Here is a 17,377-nt window from a genome sequence, read left to right as displayed (position 1 = left end):
CCCTAGAACCCTGGCTTGAGGAGTTGAAGGTGCGATCGCGCCCCCTCGGCGGGCAGCTTAGCCAGAGCCCTCAAACGGTGACCCTAACCGTGCCCTTTGGCACCGCCCGCGACTTAGGCGATCGCTTTCAGCAGTTGTTTTCTACCCCAGAGTTGGCCGCAGAGCTGGCCGCAGATCCTAGTCGAGCTGAGACGTTCAATTTGGAAGAACCCAGCCCCAGCTCTCTACAGCTGCCCGGCTGGGGACCAGTGCCCTTTGATCTGGGCTTAGAGCAAACCAACTGGGTCTTCGTCAGCCGTACTCACCTCACCTACAGCCTCGACCTGCGCGATCTACCCGCTAATGGGGAGGAGGTAACGACCCCAGCCTGGGCCGATCTGCGCTTTCGCCTACAGGTGCCCTGGGGGCTAGACCAAATTGACCCCGCCGCCACCCCACCCCTGAGCCAGGATGCCGCCGGAGCCATCTGGCAACTTCAGCCCGGTAAAATGACCCATATTGACGCCGTATTTTGGCTACCCAACGCCATTGCCCTCGGCACTTTAGGTATTGTGGCCCTGGTTTTGGGCGGCTACGGTCTGCGCTATCGAGTGTTTAAACCAGCAAAAACCTTTCGCCAAAGTTAAAGTCTGCCTGGTTAAATAAATCTTATCCAAGTCCAGACGTGGGGTTCTGCCTGTGGGCAAGCCACAGATCCCAAGCTGGACTTAGTATTGACCTAGCGATTTTGACCAAGCGTTTTGAGGCCAGAGCCATGCGGCAGATAAATTTCGTCGTTATTTTTGTAATTGCCCTAGCCCTGGTGCTATTCGGCATTGAAAACACCGAGCCCGTGATTATTCACATCGCCCCCGGCGTGGATGTCGAGGCACCTCTATGTGTAGAGCTGATCATGGCCATGGGCATCGGGGCCGTGTTTGCCTGGGTGTTTAGCGTCTGGGCTCAAGTGCAGGGCTATATGTCCTTTGGTAAAGAGATGCAGCAGCGCGAAGTGCGAATTCAGCAGCTAGAGCAAGACGTGCAGCGCTACCAGGTCGAACTCGAAGAACAAAGCCTGATGCTGCCCGCCGCCAAGATCGAGGAGAGCGATAGCGAGGAAGCGTTTGCCCAGTAGGGCTGCTGTTGGCTGATAGGATCCTTTGGTAATAGTTCGTTAAGATAGGGGCCAGCGCTGAGTTTTGGTTGGCCTTATCGTTGGTTATGCCGACCGTTTTCTCCAGGTCTCCAGAAATGACATAGACCAGCCAACTTGAGGGAACCTGTATGGCTGCTAACGATACGTCTAACCGTCCCGACAGTTCTATCGAGGTCAATCAATCCTCAGGCACTGGAACAATTCAGCGATTTGTAGGGGGTGCTGCGATCGCTACGTTTTTGAGCATTATTTTAATTTCCTATGGGGTACCCATAGACTGGAGCTGGACGCAGGTTGGCACCGTAGCCGGTCTGGCTCTGGTATTGGGGTTACTGTCGGTGGTTTGGGGACAACGGTTTATTGATGCAGCAGTGCAGACTTTAAGCCATTTGGGACTTTAACCCGGCTGGAATTCTCAAAGCTGATCAACAGGTTCCTCAACCGTTTCCCCAAAAATCTTTGTGGTTCGGCAGTGACTCTGCCCCTTGCCCCCTTGACTATTTATGTCATCATCCCTGGCTCAAACCGCGATCGCATTTCTCATCGACCTGGCCGATCAGGGCGAAATCGACCCGTGGGATGTGAAGGTGATCGACGTGATCGATCGCTTTTTGTCGCTGCTCAAAGCCCAGTCCGAAACCCTGGCCAGCCAGGGCCGCACCCCCTACGAGGCCAACCTCTCCGAGTCGGGCCAGGGGTTTCTCTACGCCTCCATGCTGGTCCTGCTCAAGGCCGACACCATGGTGCGGGCCGAAGCCGAGGCCGAGGCCGAAGCCAACCCCGAAGAGGTCTGGGAAGAGGAGACACCTGAGCTAGTACCGCTGCCCCGCAACCTGGAGCGGCACCTGCACCGTCGGGCCGTCGCCCCCACCCCACAGCGGCGGCAGGTCACCCTGCAAGAGCTAATTCAGCAGCTCGAAACCATGGCCACCGTAATGGCCGACCACACCCCTCGCCTGCGGGCCAGACGAGCCCGGCCCCAGCCCCAGCGCCAGGCAGTACGCGCGATCGCCCAGCTCGCCCACCAGGAAAACCTCTCAGAAATTGCCGCCGCCCTCGAAGCCTTTCTCGACCAGTACTGGGACGAGTTTGGCGAAGACCTGCTGTGGATCGACTTTGAACTGTTGCTACAGCAGTGGCCCAACTTCAAGCCCGCCGACCTCGAAGACGCCCACGACTTTGACACTCCCCACGCCGCCGCCGTGCACGAGAAGGTGGGGGTGTTTTGGGGGCTCCTGTTTCTCTCGGCCCAGTCGAAGGTAGAACTCAACCAAGACACTTTCTATGCCGATTTACGGGTCAGAAACCTCAATCGCGCCCCTTTAACAGAGGCAGACGCCGCACTACCGGCCTTTATTCTGCCTGACTAGGCCAGACTAGGGTGTATAGGCTCTAGCAGCCGCTGGCGATCGCTACCGTTTCAGGCATGGGAGGGCTATTTTAAAGGAAGTGTAAGAACTCCTTGAAGGCCGACTGGGTTATCGGTGTTCTGAGCGGGGGCGCTGTTAGCATGGCCAAGTGCAATTGCCCTACCGTGGCGTTATTTCCGGCTTTTTCCTAAATCAGCCGCTCAGCCCTTAGCTCAAAAAACTGCTCTGCTGTAAATTTATCCCCATACATATTAAGGATCCTATTTGTATGAAAGCCATGATCTTGGCTGCCGGCAAAGGCACCCGTGTCCGGCCCATCACCTACACCATTCCCAAGCCCATGATTCCGATCATGCAGAAGCCGGTGATGGAGTTTTTGCTCGAACTGCTGCGCCAGCACGGTTTCGACCAGATCATGGTAAACGTGAGCCACCTGGCCAATGAAATCGAGGGCTACTTTCGCGATGGGCAGCGCTTTGGCGTCGAGCTAGCCTACTCCTTTGAAGGCCGTATCGAAGACAACGGCGAACTGGTGGGCGACGCCATTGGCTCCGCCGGGGGCATGCGCAAAATTCAAGACTTTTCGCCCTTCTTTGACGACACCTTTGTGGTGCTCTGCGGCGACGCGCTGATCAACCTCGACCTCACCGAGGCCGTGCGCCGCCACCGCGAAAAAGGTTCGATCGCAACCATTATCACCAAAACCGTGCCCCTCAAGCAGGTGCCCAGTTACGGAGTTGTGGTCACCGACGACGAAGGCCGGGTCCAGTCGTTTCAGGAAAAACCGGCGGTAGAAGAGGCGCTCAGCACCGAAATCAACACTGGCATTTACATCTTCGAGCCCGAGGTGTTTGACTACATTCCCTCGGGAGTGTCCTTTGATATCGGCGGCGACCTGCTGCCCAAGCTAGTGGCGACCAACGCTCCCTTCTACGGCATTCCCATGGAGTTTGAGTGGGTCGATATTGGTAAAGTGCCCGACTACTGGCGCGCCATTCAAGACGTACTTACGGGCGTGGTCAACCTGGTTGACATCCCCGGCGAAGAGATTCGCCCCGGCGTTTATGTGGGGCTCAACGTCAAGGCCAACTGGGACAAGGTCAATATTGAAGGCCCGGTCTATATTGGCGGGATGACCCACATCGAAGACGGGGCGACGATTATTGGTCCTAGCGCCATCGGCAACAACTGCGCGATTTGCAGCGGCGCGATCGTCGATAAGAGCGTGATCTTTGAGTACTCGCGGATTGGCCCTGGGGTACGCCTGGTCGACAAGCTGGTGTTTGGCCGCTACTGTGTCGATAAAACCGGGGCTTCTATCGATATGAAAGCTGCTGCCCTCGACTGGTTGATTACCGATACTCGCCAGCAGTTTCCGCTGGTGCCGCCGGTAGAGCACCGGGCGATCGCCGAGCTGCTGGAACAGCATATTTAAAGTCGCCCATTCAATTTTGCATTCGACTCGGTAATGGCCCCAGCGTTTAGTCGCTCTGGGGCCTTGCTTTTATTAATATCTATCCAAGGATAGTAGCGGAGAACACGTTAAACAGTTGTTTCTGATACAACTACTTTAGAGGCTTTTACCAATTCTTATAAGGATGGTGTAAAGCTAAGGGCAGCCGTTTGCGAATTGAGTTGACTTGAGCAGCAGGCTGGTTCGCAGGCAGGGCTGTGATTCTAACACTGGTATTGTTCTGCCCCTGTATTGGAGAGAGTTGTAAACAATGAGCGATCGCAACCGTTCTTTTCGCCTATCGCGACGGCAGGTGATGCGGGGACTGCTGGCCACCTCCGCCTTTGGACTCACCGCTAAGTTTGGCACCGGCTGTGCTCAGTCACCCAGTTCTGGAGGCGGCGCGGCGGCTGATGGAGCAGCGGCGGAAGAACTGGTCGTAGGCTTTATCTACGTCGGCCCCAAAGATGACTTTGGCTACAACCAGGCCCACGCCGAGGGAGCAGCAGCCATGGTCGCCGATGTACCCGGCATTCGCCTGGTCGAAGAGGCCAGCGTACCCGAAACCACCGCCGTAGCCGAGACCATGCGCAGCATGATCGAAATCGACGGAGCTAAGGTGCTATTTCCTACCTCCTTTGGCTACTTTGACCCCCACATTCTGGCCCTGGCCGAAGAATTTCCCGACGTGCAGTTTTTCCACGCTGGGGGCCTCTACCAGGAGGGCGTACACCCTAAAAACGTGGGCAGCTACTTTGGCTACATCGACGAAGCTCAGTACGTGGCCGGGGTGGTGGCGGCTCACATGAGCCCGGCAGGCAAGCTGGGGTTTGTAGCAGCCAAGCCCATTCCCCAGGTGCTGCGCAACGTCAACAGCTTTACCCTAGGGGCCAGGTCGGTGAATCCGGCGGCCACCACCCAGGTGATCTTTACCGGCGAATGGGCAGAGCCTGTCAAAGAGGCCGAGGCCACCAACAGCATGGCTGACCAGGGGATTGAGGTAATCACCTGCCACGTCGACAGCCCTAAGGTGGTGATGGAAACCGCTGAGCGTCGCGGGGTAATGACTTCGGGCTACCATGCCGATCAAAGCCCCCTGGCTCCCGAGGGCTACCTCACCGGAGCCGAGTGGGACTGGTCAAGCATTTACACTGAGCTGGGCCAAGAGTTCGTGGCGGGTAAGACCTTGATGGCTGGGGATATTCCTCACGTTTTGCGGGGTGGACTAGCGGACAATTTCTGTAAGCTGTCGCCCTACGGCCCGGCGGTCAGTGATGAGGCCAAGGCTGGTGGCGATGCCGCTGTAGCCGCTATTGAGTCTGGGGAACTGGTCATTTACCAGGGACCATTGAAGACTAACACTGGCGACGAAGTGCTCTCGACCGATCAGGCGCTGAAAACCGACAACATCGAGCTAGAAAAGATGGACTATTTTGTTGAAGGCGTGATTGGTTCCGTTAGCTAGGGCATACCCATGGCGTCTACGACAACTTGGCGGCGATCGCTGGAGGCAGTAGCCCTACCCATGGGCGCAGTGCTGGCCGCTCTGGTGATTTTTGGGGTGTTTTGCGCTCTGGCCGGGGCCAACCCCTTGGCGGTGTACGGCTCAATCTATCGGGCTGCCTTTGGCAGCTGGAGCGCCTGGCAAAACACCCTGATTCGAGCTTCGCCACTGATGCTGACGGCCCTGTGTACGGCTCTACCCGCTCGCCTGGGCCTGGTGATCATCGGCAACGAAGGGGCGCTGGTAGTGGGTGGTCTAGCGGCGGTGAGCGTCGGGCTGGGGTTGGGAGGATCTCTGCCGGGTAGTCTGGTGCTGCTGGCGATGGCCTTGGGCAGCCTGGTGGCCGGGGGTTTGTGGATTATGGCGGCGGGGGCGCTGCGCCACTACCGAGGGGTAAACGAAACCATTAGCAGTCTGCTGCTGAACTACATTGCGATCGCCCTCCTCAGCCACCTGGTGCAGGGGCCAATGCGCGATCCGGCCTTTGTCAGCAAGCCCTCCAGCTTTGAGATCGATGCCTCCGCCTGGCTGGGCACCCTACCTACCACCCGGGTTCACTGGGGGCTCATCTACGGCCTGGTGGCCTCGGTGCTGGCCTACATTCTGATTCAGCGCACCACCTTTGGCTTTGCCGCCCGCACCGCCGGGGGCAACGTGCGCGCCGCCCGCATTGCCGGACTGCCCGTGGGCAAGCTCACCCTGGCGGTGTGCTTCCTGGCCGGTTCCTGCGCCGGGCTGGCGGGCATGGTCGAGGTGGCCGCCGTGCAAAGGCGACTGAACGAATCGATTGTGTCGAACTACGGCTATGCGGGGATTTTGGTGGCCTTTGTCGCCCGCCACAATCCCCTGGCCACGGTGCTGGTGTCGGTACTGCTGGGCGGTATTTTGGCGGCGGGGGGCATTTTGCAGCGATCGCACGATCTGCCCGATGCCACCGTGCTGGTCTTCCAGGGCATTGTCTTTCTCTGCGTGCTCTACAGCGAATCGCTCTACGGACGCTTTGCCTTCTTTCAAGAGCGCGAGGCCCAGGTTGAGGCAGCGGTGGCTTCGGTGTAGGAGAGTGGATGGGTAGATGGGTGAATGGGTGGATGGGTGGATGGGATGGACCGTAAGGTAGGCACTGCCCGCCAGCGTGGGATTACTGGTTTGGGATAGGCTCTTTGGCCCTGTGGTAACTATATTAAGGAGAGATTATGGCGGCAGGAGCACTGGGCTGGTGGGGCGTACCCCTTGGTATCTTGGCGGGCACCCTGCGCGGCAGCGTGCCGTTTCTGCTGGTCAGTCTGGGCGAGTGCCTGACCGAAAAAAGCGGCAAAATTAACCTTGGCCTAGAAGGCACTCTGCTGTTTGGAGCCATGAGCGCCTACGCTATCTCCTACCTCAGCTCGGGCATCGTTGGCCCGACTCTAGCTCCCTGGCTGGGCGTGCTGGCCGCCGGGGTGGCGGGTATGGTGCTGGGGGCTATCCACGGCTGGCTGTCGCAGCAGCCCCGCGTTAACGATGTAGCGGTGGGCATCGCCATGATTATTTTTGGCGGCGGGCTGGCGAATTTCTTTGGCAAGCCCTTTATTCAGCCCCAGGCCCCCCAGCTGCCGACCATTCCCATCGGCGGCTGGAGCAGCCTAGACCCGGTGCAGTCGGCGCTGCAAATTAGCCCGCTGTTTTTGCTGGGGGTGGCGATCGTGCCCTTGATGAGCTGGTTCTTTAAGTCGACCCGCTGGGGGCTTTACGTGCGGGCGGTGGGCGATAGCCCGGATGCGGCCCTGGCGATGGGCATTTCGATTTTTTGGGTGCGGATGGCGAGCATCGTGGGGGGCAGCTTTTTGGCGGGTATTGGCGGGGCCAGCCTGTCGCTGTTTTACCCCGGCGTGTGGACCGAGCGCATTTCTAGCGGCCAGGGCTTAATGGCGGTGGCGCTGGTGATTTTTGCCCGCTGGCAGCCCTGGCAGTGCCTGTGGGCCTCACTGCTGTTTGGCGGTGCCCAGGCGCTGGGGCCAGCGTTTCAGTCGGTGGGCATCGACTCGTACTACTACCTGTTCAACGCTGCGCCCTATATTCTTACGCTGGTGATCATGATCATCACCTGCTCCCCGCAGAGGACTTTAGCAGGCGCACCAGGGGCTCTGGGTAAAGACAGTTGACTCAGGGGCTTGGCCTCAACAGAATTTATCAATCCTCCTTCATCCAGACGTAGCGGACGGGCTCAAACTCGACGTGCTTTTTGAAGTCGTGGACAGTCTGAAAAAGCTCGTCTAAGGATTCAATCTTCAGCCCTTCTTTCCAGTTTTTGCGCTCCATGGTGCCGACTACCAGGTAATCGTGGCCGACTAGGTCTGGATAGTGCTGCAGGCAGATGCGTTCCAGTAGCTCATCTAGATCGTCTTTGTGAGCAATGAGAATGTCGCAGTTAGGGCAGTAGCGACAGGTTTTGTTGAGGCTGAGGGGCTGAGCAGGCGAGATCAAAATTAACAGCGGTTTTTTGCGCAGCTTGTTAGGGCGATCGCATTTGGGACAGCGAGTAAACCGCGCGTCTTGGTAAGGGTTGAGAAAAAATTTATGCTGCGGAGGCAGGTAGCCAAACTGCCCTGGTTTTCGGCCTTGTTTCTTAGCCATTGGCAAGCGATTACACTACTGATAACGGTACCGCTGGATCGGGAAATTGCGCCATGGTCACCTCACCACCGCCCTTAAACGAGTCGCAGGTCAAGGCTCTGGCTACGGATCAGAGCTTTGACCGGGGCCGCCGATACTATCGCAACGGCGCTATCTTCAACCCGGTGCTCCAGGGAAATGTTCTATGGGCCAGCTGCGAGGGCAGCATGACCTATCAGCCTCGGGTGACGCTGGGACCGCAGGGGGTCGAAGATTCTAGCTGCACCTGTCCCTACGACTGGGATGGACTGTGCAAACACCAGGTAGCGCTACTGCTGACCTATATTCACGATCGCGATCGCAATAAAAGCCTGCGCGCCCTCAAGGAAGAGCTTGACAGAGCAGGGCTTTAACCGAAGAAACGAAGACCGCTACAGTGAGATAATGACTGGGGTAATGTTTCCACAGCCCCCTTAACCTCACTTCGGACAATTTCCCTATGACCATTGCTGAGCAGCTGATTCGCATGGCCGAAGACGAGCTGACCGAGTACAGCACCGACGCCCGCAAAATCGAGAAGCTGCGCCGTAAATTTAGCTTTGCGGTGCCCTACCCCAAGCAGGGGGCGGTGCGGGAGGAAGTAGCGGCCAGTATTCCCCAAAATTTTGTCGCCAAGCTGGTGGAAGAAAATCGTCAGACAGTGGCGTTGCCCTTCTGGGGAATTGGCGGGCTGGGGTTACTATTGGGCATTTCTGGGCGACAGCCGCTCGATTTGATTGCGACAGGCATTGGGTTTTACGTCGCCTTTCAGGTGCAGAAGTGGGGTTGGGAGCTGCAAGCGAAGCGGCTGGTGCTGCAAACCTTAGATGAAATAGAGTCCAGCGTGAAGAATCCTGAGCCAGAGAAAACGCCTTAGATCAGGGCTAATGCAGCAGGGTTTAGAAACCGGGTTTCTAGGCGATCGCCAGGAGGCTCGGTCACTATCTAGCCATAACCCGGTTTCTTCTCTTTGGGTTACTCGCTAAACTCCATTGAGCTATTCACCGTTTTACCCACTATGACCGCATCTCTTGTCGACCAGACCGTCATGATTACGGGTGCCAGCAGCGGCATTGGGGCTGCCTGCGCCCGCCAACTGGCTGCTATCGGGGCTAGGCTAATTTTGGCTGCCCGCCGGTTAGAACCTTTACAGGCATTGGCTACCGAACTTCAGCAGCAGCATGGTGCTGAGGTGCTAACGGTCGTGCTGGATGTGCGCCACCCGGAAGCCGTGAGTGAGGCGATTAGCGGTTTACCGGAAGACTGGCAGGCGATCGCCATTCTAATCAACAATGCGGGCCTGAGCCGGGGGCTAGATAAACAGTACGAAGCCCCCCTAGACGATTGGGAAACCATGATTGACACCAACGTTAAGGGGCTGCTCTACGTTACGCGGGCGGTAGTGCCAGGCATGGTGGCCCGGGGTCGGGGCCATATCGTTAATGTGGGGTCGATCGCGGGGCGGCAGACCTACCCCGGTGGCAGCGTCTACTGTGCCACTAAGGCGGCGGTCAGGTCACTCTCTGAGGGGCTCAAACTCGATCTGCTGGGCACCCCGGTGCGGGTTACTAACATTGACCCCGGCCTGGTCGAAACCGAGTTCAGCCTGGTGCGCTTTGGGGGAGATAGCGATCGCGCCAAAGGCGTCTACCAGGGGATGACACCGCTGACCGGCGACGACGTGGCCGATGTAATTGTCTTTGCGGTGACCCGCCCGGCCCACGTTAACGTCAGCGACGTGCTGCTGCTGCCCACCGATCAGTCCTCTATGTTTCACATTCATCGACGGACAGAGTAGGCTCTCTAGTCGAGCAGCAACCCCCAACACACCAATTCAGCGCTATACAATAGGCGATGGCATGTAACGTTTATTAATACTGACTATGGCCCTCTCCGCTGGCGACCCCGCTCCCGACTTCAGCCTCCCCGATGCCACCGGCAAAACCTACAGCCTGGCCGACCTCAAGGGCCAGCGCGTGGTGCTGTATTTTTACCCACGCGACAATACCCCTGGCTGCACCAAAGAAGCCTGCGGGTTTCGCGATCGCTACGCCGATTACCAGGGCAAAGATGCCGTGGTGCTGGGGGTAAGTACCGACGACGCCAAGTCTCACACCAAATTTATCGATAAATTCAGCCTGCCCTTTCCGCTGTTGGTGGATGAGGGCGGCGAAGTAGCTAGCCGCTACGGCGTTTATGGCCTGAAAAAGTTTATGGGTAAAGAATATATGGGTATCACCCGCAGCACCTTCATCATCGGCCCCGACGGCAATCTGGAGAAAGTCTATCTCAAGGTCAAAGCCGAGACCCATGCTGATACGGTGCTAGCCGACCTGGAAGCCCTATAGAATGTCCTACTTCGCCCACATTTTGCGGACCCTGATGGGGCTAATTTTGCGCCGTCCTATTTTGGGTACCTGCGTCATTCCGTTGCTGGCCGATGGCAGCCTGGTGCTGGTACGGCGGCGCGACAACGGCCTATGGAGCCTGCCTGGCGGCATTGTCGACTGGGGCGAAGACGTGATTACCGCTGCGGCCCGCGAACTGAAAGAAGAAGCCGGACTAGAGACCGTCGGGCTGGAGCGGCTGGTAGGGGTCTACTCGCAGCCCGGGCGTGACCCCCGCTTCCACTCGGTGTGCATAACGGTAGCCGTACGGGTGACGGGCACCCCCTACCCCGCCGACCGGCGCGAAATTTTGGACGTGCGCCACTTTACCGTCGACACCATACCGTGGGATCGCCTTTCCCACGACCACCAGCAGCATTTGCAAGATTTCTTTAAGGGCGAAACAGTTTTAGCCTAAGCTTTTGGGTAAACCCGCTAGATTGGGACGCTGGAGCACGGCTTCCCGGTTACTCTGGTGCCATCTACCTTACCGAGTGCCATGCCGTTACCGACCGACATTCCCATTCGCACTAGTCGCATTAAGCTGCCGCTGGGGAGCCTGTTTTGGCATGAGGGCGGCAAACCCCAGAGCGAAACAGTGGTGTTTCTCCACGGCTCGTGGCACGACAGCACCCAGTGGCTACCGCTGATGCGGCACTTGGCTCCCCGCTACCACTGCCTGGCCCCCGACTTGCTGGGCTTTGGCGAATCGTGGCAAGAGGGTAAGTCTCCCTCTCCCTACTCGGTGGCTCTACAGGTCGAGGTGCTGCACAGCTTATTGAGCGCCCTGCGCATTCAACGGTTGCGGCTGGTAGCCGATTCATTGGGGGCCTGGGTAGCCGGTCAATATGCCCTTACCTACCCCGACCAGGTGCAGAGCCTGGCGGTGCTGGCCCCTGAAGGGGTGCGCGATCGCGAACTGAGAGGTCGCTGGCGGCGCGATCGCTGGCTCGTTGCCCCCTGGTCGCCCCTGCCCCTGATCCTGCCCTGGTTGGGCAAAGCCCCTTGGGTAAAAGCGTTGCGCGATCGCCGCCGCTGCCTGCGCCAGTCCCCTGCGGCCTGCCAAATCCTCTTTCAGCGCCGCACCGCCGCCGTTGAGGGCGAACTACTACAGCAAGGTCTAGGAAAACTTTGGCTGCCGACACTGGTCCTGGAGTCTGCCGCTGCCGATCCTGTCGCTCACCGGCTTACCCAGGCCTGGCTGCGCCTGTTGCCCAATCCACAGCATCACCCATTGCCCCCTGCCGATTCACCACTAGGGATCGATACAGCCGCCTGCGCGGCAGCCCTAGAGCGGATGGCGACAGCCAATCCGCCACTTCAGCTGCCCATCCACTCGGCTACTTAGCCCGCTTGACCCTAGCCCACCGCTCTTTAGGCCCTTTACGATTCAACTGGGTTAGTAGCCAGGGTTGCCATCAGCAGCCGAGACAGCTGCTCGGCCCGATTGAGCACCATCAGGTGACCACCATCGGGCACAACGATGTCAGCGGAGTGGTGGCCAAAGGGAAACACGCGATCGCGCCCACCGTGAATTTGAACCACGTTTTTGGGCACCACTTGATTGCGCCAGCCCACCACCCGATTCATGGCCCATCTAAGGAAAAAGGGGTCAGTATCTATCAAAACCTGCTTGAATAGCGAGCGATCTTCCGGATCCTCCAGACCAAACAGCCAGCTAATCACTCCGTAAACCGCCCACAACAGTTGCTTAAACGGCACAATCAGCTGTAGCGGCAGCCAGCGAAACAGTTTGTAGTAGTTGGGCACCTGCGCCCCGCTAACGGCACTTGAGATCACGATAACCTGAGCTGGGTCGCACAGTTTGGCCATTTCTACGGCCATCAGCCCGCCAAAGGAAAGCCCAACCAGAATCGGATGTGGGGTTGTGACTTGGCCCAGCAACCGCTGGGCATAGTGCTCGATCGACTCGCCCCGGTAAGGACGCTCCCAGCAGATATGAACAGGGCGATACCCCTTCAGCTGTAGACGATGAAAGACACGCCAATCGGCTCCTAAGCCGCTGATGAAGTAGATCTCACGGCCAGCCTCGCTAGCCTCATCGACTACGCCAGCAAAGGGATCGAACCCGCTAGCGATCGCCCCGTCCCCCGCTGGCCGTTCGGGCGTTGGCAACCCAGATGTTTGCGCTTCAGTTTGCGCCTTGATGTATAGCTCTGCCGTATCGGCCATGCTTGCCTCTATTGATGTGCTACGGCCGATGGGGTGCGGCCGATGGCACAGTCTGCACTTCCCAGGAATGACCGCTGGCGTCAGCCCTTGAGTGTTTCAATCTCTTTGCGAATGGCAGCTAGTTCTTGGGTCAGAGTTTCCAAATCGCTCTGCACAGAGGCCTCTACCACGGGGCTAGCTACGGTGGTAATAGTCGGCCCATCAGTTGCAGCACCGGAGCTAGTGAAAGGGTTCGGCATCTGGCTCAGCAGCGAATCGACAAACATTCGAGCTTCGCGCTCGGTGGTTTCGCCTTTAACTTCCAGTTCCTCGGTGAGCCGATTGACGTCACCGCCTAGGGTAGAAAACTTTTGATTAGAGCTTTCAGGGTCTTGAATAGCTTCGATTAGGGACGCCGTAGCCCCCAGGGTAACGCGAAACCCTTTCTGCAAAGTCTGAGAAATATCGTCAGTGTACATACTTAAAGATGCCTTAGAAAATGCTGTTAGAAACTCCAAAAGCTAGGCAGCCCTGAGCCTTCCTCAGAAGCAGGGCAACCTGCTCCGTCAAGAACTTTTCGCTCTAGGCTAGCCGCGTTTTGCGCTCATATTCTATCGTCTTCCCCCTAGGGAAGGTAGCATCTCAGGCTACTATCCTCCTCCAGGTAGAGGGAAAAACTTGCCTGGCTTCCTAGATAGGGGTTCGCCGAGCGTACCCCCATCCCAGGTACGCCCCCTATTCCAAGTACGCATTAATGTCTTCGTAGATTTGCGATAGCTCAGCTTCGGTAGTGACGCGAATGCGATCGTCGCGCAGCGTCACGAGTACCTTGGCGGCAAAGGGGCTAGGCCAAATATTAGGGTTACAGAAAACTTCTAAAAAAACGTCGCCAGTGTGGCGGTACTCCATCGGCGGTTGGGGAGTGCGACGAGTGGGCTCTCCACCCTGGGTCGCTGCCGCTGCTTTGAGCGTAGACATCAGCTCGCCCAGGTCAGCTTTTAGACCCTGGGCCGCCTCGCTAGAAAAGGTAAATCGCAGGGATCCCTGGGGCAGGTTGAGGGTAAGAGGGGCGCTCATAGTAGACGTGCTCATCGCGATCGGTGAATGGTGTACAGCTAGCTTGACAGCAGCCAAAGCGCTTTAATTCTGACACCTGCTAGCCAGCCTACGGCATTGCGGGCCGCAATGGACCAGAGTTACACCAGTTACATCAGATTGAAGGCGATCGCCCCAGTCGCGCTTTCGGTCCTTAACTTTAGTGATCGCTCGGGTCAGTTGTTCGGGCGATCGCCCAAGGTAAAGATAAGTTACGTTGTGTGTCTCGCTACGGCACAGCTTTGATCCTTGTATAGCGGCCTATTGCCAGCTCCAAATTCCAAAGAAAACCCTAAAGCTTTGCCAATTCAAGGGTTGCACTCTCTACAGTAGTAGTCAGTAAGCGAATTTTTCGGCATTGATAGTCCTGAGTAGCTTGTTGTCAATAAGTGGAGCAATTACTTCTACGGGTCTGCCACAGTCTTCATAATTCTAAGGTTATGGCCCCTGTGAAGGTCTCTGAAGCGATCGCGCCTATTCATCCCCTGTGATTGGTCAACTGTGATCAACTCTTTCGCTCCGACAGTCCACCCCCAAAACTGCACTGCTTAATGCTGGAGATGGCATGGCCGCAAATTTCCCCTTCCTTTCGACTCCAACCACAGCCCGTGAAACGTTGTGGCCCGCCGCAACGTTTACCCCGGTAGATCGCATTCGCCGCCTAGTGTGGAAGATTGCGTTTGCGACTCTAGCCCTGATGGCAGTAGGCAGCGCCACCCGAGTCATGAATGCGGGTCTGGCCTGCCCCGACTGGCCCCTCTGCTACGGCCAGCTGGTGCCCCAGCAGCAGATGAATCTACAGGTGTTTTTAGAGTGGTTTCACCGGCTCGATGCTGCGTTGATTGGCCTCAGCACCCTTTGGCTAGCCGCCCTGTGCACCTGGTATCGACGGCAGGTACCGGGCTGGTTGCCCTGGGCAGCGGTAGGTGCCCTCGCCCTCATTGGGGTGCAAGGGGCGCTGGGCGGGCTAACCGTAACCCAGCTGCTGCGCTTTGATATTGTGACGGCACACCTGGGCACGGCACTGCTGTTCTTTAGCGCCATGCTAATCATTGCCAGCTGTCTGCTGCCCTACCGCAGTACTGGCACCGTGGGTCGCTTGCCCTGGCTGGGGCTGGTGGCCACGATGATCGTTTATGTCCAGTGCCTGCTGGGGGGGCTGGTAGGGTCGCGCTGGGCAGCCCATCAGTGCCTGGGGCTCAAAGAACTGTGTCAGGTAATGAATAGCCATTTGTTGGGCATTGTGCCTGCGAGTGCAGCGGTGCTAGCCCTAACCTGGACAGTGTGGCGCACCCCAGCGCTAACCTACCCGCTGCGGCGGTTGGGCAGCTTGGCGAGCATGCTGCTAGTGTTCCAGCTAGTGATGGGGATCGCGACGTTTCGACTACGGCTACAGGTAGAGCCGCTGACCGTGGCACACCATACCCTGGGGGCAGCGCTGGTCGGTACGCTGGTGTGCTTTACTGTGCTGGCCTGGCGCGATCGCCTTGGCCCTGTTCCTAGCGACTATCGAATTAGCGTGGCGGCTCCCCAGGAGTTGGCTAGCCCTGCTGAGTTGTAGGTGTACCAGCACCCAGTGGCACTACCCAGGATTAACACATCAGAGCGCCGCTCCTTAGAGAACTAGCCGATTGCTTTTGCCACCTATTGCTGATGTTTGCGGTTTTTAGAACCATTTAGGATTTTTTGCATGAATCAGACCACCACATGGAATGCCCCCACCCGTCACCACGAGTCCTTCAAGGCCGTTGTGCAGAGCTATGTGCAGCTCACCAAGCCCCGCATTATTCCCCTGCTGCTGATTGAAACGGCGGCGGCGATGTGGGTAGCTGGGCAGGGTGAGGTAGACCCAGTGTTGCTGATGGTGACGCTGCTGAGCGGCACCCTGGCGGCAGCGTCGGCCCAAACCATCAACTGCGTCTACGATCGCGATATTGACTACGACATGGAGCGCACTCGCCACCGCCCCCTGCCCTCCGGACGCATTCAAATTCGCGACGCGCTGGTGTTTGCCGGTGTGCTGGCGGTACTGGCCTTTGGCTTGCAGGCCCTGGTTGCCAACCTGCTGAGTGCCGTTCTAGCGATGGTGGGCATCGCCATTTATGTGGGCGTCTACACCCACTGGCTGAAGCGATCTTCTCCGCAGAATATTGTGATTGGCGGTGCTGCTGGGGCCATTCCTCCGCTGGTGGGCTGGGCCGCCGTTACGGGCGACCTGCCCCTGGCCGCCTGGTTGTTTTTCGCCATTGTGTTTATCTGGACGCCGCCCCACTTCTGGGGCCTGGCCATGCTCATTCAAGACGACTACGCCAAGGTCAACGTGCCGATGATGCCCGTCGTGGTGGGCGACAAAGCGACGGCCCAGCAAATCTGGTACTACACCCTGGTGCTGGTGCCGCTGACCCTGATGATGACCTACCCACTGGGGGCTACGGGTGCGGTATACGCGGCGATCGCTCTGGCTTTGGGCAGCATGTTTATTCAAAAAGCCTGGGCGCTGCTAAACGACCCGAGCGATCGCGACCTGGCTAAAAGTCTGTTCAAGTTCTCCATTCTCTACATGATGCTGCTGTCGGCGGGTATGGTCGTCGATAGCTGGCCGGTGACGCGATCGGCAGTGGCCTACCTGTCGGGTCAGATCGAACCCTTGGTGAGCCTGCTGCCTTTTTAGGGCACTGCTCACGGCGGGCTAGCAGAATAAACCCCTTGGCAGGGAGGCTAAGGGCCTAGCATGTAACCTTTCTGGGTGCAGGCGTGTCTCAATTCACCGAAGTGACTATAATGCCAGTTATGAATTTGCTGGTTGTGGTGCCCTACACAGGGTTGGAAACGACCTTTGGGTAAAGGGGTGGGGGTTACTCTTCGGTAAAGTGCGTAGCATACGTTTCCCTTGAGATAGTGTCTTAACTTGCTTGGCTGCCGTATGCTGCATCCCTTTACCCCTGAAATTAGCAATGTCCACTTTCACAATGGCAACAGCGCTCAGGTGCTGTCGCTGTCGTCTGATACCACGAGTCAGCAAGCCCTAGACTGCATGGGCATGCCCACTGGCCAGCCGGTGCTGGTGATTATCGGCGGGGCTAGCTTGATGTCTGCCGAGAGTCTGGAGCGATTGCAAACGGTTTTTGATCAGGTGTTTGCGCCGCTGGCTCAATCGCTCGGGCTAACGGTGCTCGATGGCGGCACCGATGCCGGGGTAATTCACATGATGGGGCAGGCTCGGCACGCTATTAGCGGCAACTTTCGGCTGATTGGGGTGGTGCCCCAGGGCAAGGCTCGGTTGCCAAGCGATCGCCCCGCCGCTGACTCTCGCCACGACCTAGAGCCTAACCACACCAATTTTTTTCTCATCCCTGGCGACTCGTGGGGTAATGAGTCGCCCTGGCTGGCGGAGTTGGCCTCTGACATTGCTACCGACCACCCGGCGCTGACCCTTTTGATCAACGGGGGCCAGGTAGCCTTAACCGACCTAAGCGAAAACCTGGCTACGGGCAGACCAGCAATTGTGCTAGCGGGCAGCGGGCGGCTGGCCGATACGATCGCCGCTGCGATCGCCGCCGCACCCCCCGAGACAGACCCAGCAATTCTCGACCTGATTCAGCGCTACCAGCCCAGCGGTAAGCTAGCAGT

At 57.9% G+C, this 17,377-nt stretch carries 21 protein-coding genes; 17 read left to right on the top strand and 4 right to left on the bottom strand.

The features are described 5' to 3' along the window. From IQ273_RS18325 to IQ273_RS18290, 8 genes are all read left to right on the top strand, one after another. Window positions 1-626, top strand: a 626-nt coding sequence (locus IQ273_RS18325; protein ID WP_194024606.1) for a DUF3153 domain-containing protein, incomplete at its 5' end; no start/stop codon positions are given. 128 nt (window positions 627-754) lie between these two features. Next, window positions 755-1,114: a lipopolysaccharide assembly protein LapA domain-containing protein gene (locus IQ273_RS18320; protein ID WP_194024605.1), complete on the top strand. Its 360-nt coding sequence runs from the start codon at window positions 755-757 to the stop codon at window positions 1,112-1,114. 149 nt (window positions 1,115-1,263) lie between these two features. Continuing rightward, the gene (locus IQ273_RS18315) at window positions 1,264-1,536 is read left to right on the top strand and encodes a hypothetical protein (RefSeq protein WP_194024604.1); all 273 of its coding nucleotides are present in this window, start codon (window positions 1,264-1,266) and stop codon (window positions 1,534-1,536) included. 102 nt (window positions 1,537-1,638) lie between these two features. After that, entirely contained in the window at window positions 1,639-2,505 is an 867-nt protein-coding gene (locus IQ273_RS18310; protein WP_194024603.1) for a segregation/condensation protein A, read from the top strand. Between the two features lie 268 nt (window positions 2,506-2,773). Further along, window positions 2,774-3,940: a sugar phosphate nucleotidyltransferase gene (locus tag IQ273_RS18305; RefSeq protein WP_194024602.1), complete on the top strand. Its 1,167-nt coding sequence runs from the start codon at window positions 2,774-2,776 to the stop codon at window positions 3,938-3,940. A gap of 289 nt (window positions 3,941-4,229) precedes the next feature. Further along, complete coding sequence (locus IQ273_RS18300) at window positions 4,230-5,423, top strand: BMP family ABC transporter substrate-binding protein (protein WP_194024601.1); 1,194 nt, start codon at window positions 4,230-4,232, stop codon at window positions 5,421-5,423. 9 nt (window positions 5,424-5,432) lie between these two features. Further along, window positions 5,433-6,518 (top strand): ABC transporter permease, encoded by a 1,086-nt coding sequence (locus IQ273_RS18295; protein WP_194024600.1) that lies wholly within the window; start codon window positions 5,433-5,435, stop codon window positions 6,516-6,518. 137 nt (window positions 6,519-6,655) lie between these two features. Continuing rightward, complete coding sequence (locus IQ273_RS18290; RefSeq protein ID WP_194024599.1) at window positions 6,656-7,603, top strand: ABC transporter permease; 948 nt, start codon at window positions 6,656-6,658, stop codon at window positions 7,601-7,603. 28 nt (window positions 7,604-7,631) lie between these two features. Here the strand turns inward: IQ273_RS18290 and IQ273_RS18285 are convergent, their stop codons facing one another. After that, window positions 7,632-8,075: a hypothetical protein gene (locus IQ273_RS18285; RefSeq protein ID WP_194024598.1), complete on the bottom strand. Its 444-nt coding sequence runs from the start codon at window positions 8,073-8,075 to the stop codon at window positions 7,632-7,634. Between the two features lie 53 nt (window positions 8,076-8,128). Here IQ273_RS18285 and IQ273_RS18280 point away from each other — a divergent pair, with 53 nt between their 5' ends. The 6 genes from IQ273_RS18280 to IQ273_RS18255 all read left to right on the top strand — a co-directional run bounded on the left by IQ273_RS18280 (window position 8,129) and on the right by IQ273_RS18255 (window position 11,828). Next, on the top strand, window positions 8,129-8,467 hold the full coding sequence (locus IQ273_RS18280) for an SWIM zinc finger domain-containing protein (protein WP_194024597.1): 339 nt from the start codon (window positions 8,129-8,131) through the stop codon (window positions 8,465-8,467). An 86-nt stretch (window positions 8,468-8,553) separates the two neighbouring features. Next, window positions 8,554-8,970, top strand: a complete 417-nt coding sequence (locus IQ273_RS18275; RefSeq protein ID WP_194024596.1) for a hypothetical protein — start codon at window positions 8,554-8,556, stop codon at window positions 8,968-8,970. Window positions 8,971-9,111: 141 nt separating this feature from the next. Then, the gene (locus IQ273_RS18270; RefSeq protein WP_194024595.1) at window positions 9,112-9,891 is read left to right on the top strand and encodes an SDR family oxidoreductase; all 780 of its coding nucleotides are present in this window, start codon (window positions 9,112-9,114) and stop codon (window positions 9,889-9,891) included. Window positions 9,892-9,976: 85 nt separating this feature from the next. Continuing rightward, the gene (gene bcp, locus IQ273_RS18265) at window positions 9,977-10,441 is read left to right on the top strand and encodes a thioredoxin-dependent thiol peroxidase (protein ID WP_194024594.1); all 465 of its coding nucleotides are present in this window, start codon (window positions 9,977-9,979) and stop codon (window positions 10,439-10,441) included. A 1-nt stretch (window position 10,442) separates the two neighbouring features. Next, window positions 10,443-10,898, top strand: a complete 456-nt coding sequence (locus IQ273_RS18260) for an NUDIX hydrolase (RefSeq protein WP_194024593.1) — start codon at window positions 10,443-10,445, stop codon at window positions 10,896-10,898. Window positions 10,899-10,979: 81 nt separating this feature from the next. Continuing rightward, window positions 10,980-11,828 (top strand): alpha/beta fold hydrolase, encoded by an 849-nt coding sequence (locus IQ273_RS18255; RefSeq protein ID WP_194024592.1) that lies wholly within the window; start codon window positions 10,980-10,982, stop codon window positions 11,826-11,828. 35 nt (window positions 11,829-11,863) lie between these two features. Here IQ273_RS18255 and IQ273_RS18250 read toward each other — a convergent pair whose 3' ends face one another. The 3 genes from IQ273_RS18250 to IQ273_RS18240 all read right to left on the bottom strand — a co-directional run bounded on the left by IQ273_RS18250 (window position 11,864) and on the right by IQ273_RS18240 (window position 13,744). After that, window positions 11,864-12,673 carry an alpha/beta hydrolase gene (locus tag IQ273_RS18250; protein ID WP_194024591.1) on the bottom strand — a complete coding sequence of 270 codons (810 nt, stop codon included), beginning with the start codon at window positions 12,671-12,673 and terminating at the stop codon, window positions 11,864-11,866. A gap of 80 nt (window positions 12,674-12,753) precedes the next feature. Further along, window positions 12,754-13,131 carry a hypothetical protein gene (locus IQ273_RS18245; protein ID WP_194024590.1) on the bottom strand — a complete coding sequence of 126 codons (378 nt, stop codon included), beginning with the start codon at window positions 13,129-13,131 and terminating at the stop codon, window positions 12,754-12,756. 256 nt (window positions 13,132-13,387) lie between these two features. After that, entirely contained in the window at window positions 13,388-13,744 is a 357-nt protein-coding gene (locus tag IQ273_RS18240; RefSeq protein ID WP_313898162.1) for a hypothetical protein, read from the bottom strand. Window positions 13,745-14,312: 568 nt separating this feature from the next. Between IQ273_RS18240 and IQ273_RS18235 the strand changes: the two genes are divergently transcribed. The 3 genes from IQ273_RS18235 to IQ273_RS18225 all read left to right on the top strand — a co-directional run. Then, entirely contained in the window at window positions 14,313-15,308 is a 996-nt protein-coding gene (locus IQ273_RS18235) for a heme A synthase (protein ID WP_228053334.1), read from the top strand. 129 nt (window positions 15,309-15,437) lie between these two features. Beyond that, window positions 15,438-16,418, top strand: coding sequence for a heme o synthase (locus IQ273_RS18230; RefSeq protein ID WP_194024589.1), 981 nt, complete (start codon window positions 15,438-15,440; stop codon window positions 16,416-16,418). A 252-nt stretch (window positions 16,419-16,670) separates the two neighbouring features. Next, a partial coding sequence (locus tag IQ273_RS18225; protein ID WP_194024588.1) for a hypothetical protein occupies window positions 16,671-17,377 on the top strand: 707 nt, incomplete at its 3' end.

Origin of the sequence: Nodosilinea sp. LEGE 07298 (assembly GCF_015207265.1) — a bacterium.
Taxonomy (GTDB): Bacteria; Cyanobacteriota; Cyanobacteriia; order Phormidesmidales; family Phormidesmidaceae; genus Nodosilinea.
The sequence above is the reverse complement of the archived record's forward strand: the minus strand, read 5'-3'. Positions and strand labels throughout refer to the sequence as shown.

Excerpts from the sequence above, each read along its gene's own strand:
- IQ273_RS18320 (WP_194024605.1), top strand. The coding sequence starts at position 755 with ATGCGGCAGATAAATTTCGTCGTTATTTTTGTAATTGCCCTAGCCCTG.
- IQ273_RS18315 (WP_194024604.1), top strand. The coding sequence starts at position 1,264 with ATGGCTGCTAACGATACGTCTAACCGTCCCGACAGTTCTATCGAGGTC.
- IQ273_RS18310 (WP_194024603.1), top strand. The coding sequence starts at position 1,639 with ATGTCATCATCCCTGGCTCAAACCGCGATCGCATTTCTCATCGACCTG.
- IQ273_RS18305 (WP_194024602.1), top strand. The coding sequence starts at position 2,774 with ATGAAAGCCATGATCTTGGCTGCCGGCAAAGGCACCCGTGTCCGGCCC.
- IQ273_RS18300 (WP_194024601.1), top strand. The coding sequence starts at position 4,230 with ATGAGCGATCGCAACCGTTCTTTTCGCCTATCGCGACGGCAGGTGATG.
- IQ273_RS18295 (WP_194024600.1), top strand. The coding sequence starts at position 5,433 with ATGGCGTCTACGACAACTTGGCGGCGATCGCTGGAGGCAGTAGCCCTA.
- IQ273_RS18290 (WP_194024599.1), top strand. The coding sequence starts at position 6,656 with ATGGCGGCAGGAGCACTGGGCTGGTGGGGCGTACCCCTTGGTATCTTG.
- IQ273_RS18285 (WP_194024598.1), bottom strand. The coding sequence starts at position 8,075 with ATGGCTAAGAAACAAGGCCGAAAACCAGGGCAGTTTGGCTACCTGCCT.
- IQ273_RS18280 (WP_194024597.1), top strand. The coding sequence starts at position 8,129 with ATGGTCACCTCACCACCGCCCTTAAACGAGTCGCAGGTCAAGGCTCTG.
- IQ273_RS18275 (WP_194024596.1), top strand. The coding sequence starts at position 8,554 with ATGACCATTGCTGAGCAGCTGATTCGCATGGCCGAAGACGAGCTGACC.
- IQ273_RS18270 (WP_194024595.1), top strand. The coding sequence starts at position 9,112 with ATGACCGCATCTCTTGTCGACCAGACCGTCATGATTACGGGTGCCAGC.
- bcp (WP_194024594.1), top strand. The coding sequence starts at position 9,977 with ATGGCCCTCTCCGCTGGCGACCCCGCTCCCGACTTCAGCCTCCCCGAT.
- IQ273_RS18260 (WP_194024593.1), top strand. The coding sequence starts at position 10,443 with ATGTCCTACTTCGCCCACATTTTGCGGACCCTGATGGGGCTAATTTTG.
- IQ273_RS18255 (WP_194024592.1), top strand. The coding sequence starts at position 10,980 with ATGCCGTTACCGACCGACATTCCCATTCGCACTAGTCGCATTAAGCTG.
- IQ273_RS18250 (WP_194024591.1), bottom strand. The coding sequence starts at position 12,673 with ATGGCCGATACGGCAGAGCTATACATCAAGGCGCAAACTGAAGCGCAA.
- IQ273_RS18245 (WP_194024590.1), bottom strand. The coding sequence starts at position 13,131 with ATGTACACTGACGATATTTCTCAGACTTTGCAGAAAGGGTTTCGCGTT.
- IQ273_RS18240 (WP_313898162.1), bottom strand. The coding sequence starts at position 13,744 with ATGAGCACGTCTACTATGAGCGCCCCTCTTACCCTCAACCTGCCCCAG.
- IQ273_RS18235 (WP_228053334.1), top strand. The coding sequence starts at position 14,313 with ATGGCCGCAAATTTCCCCTTCCTTTCGACTCCAACCACAGCCCGTGAA.
- IQ273_RS18230 (WP_194024589.1), top strand. The coding sequence starts at position 15,438 with ATGAATCAGACCACCACATGGAATGCCCCCACCCGTCACCACGAGTCC.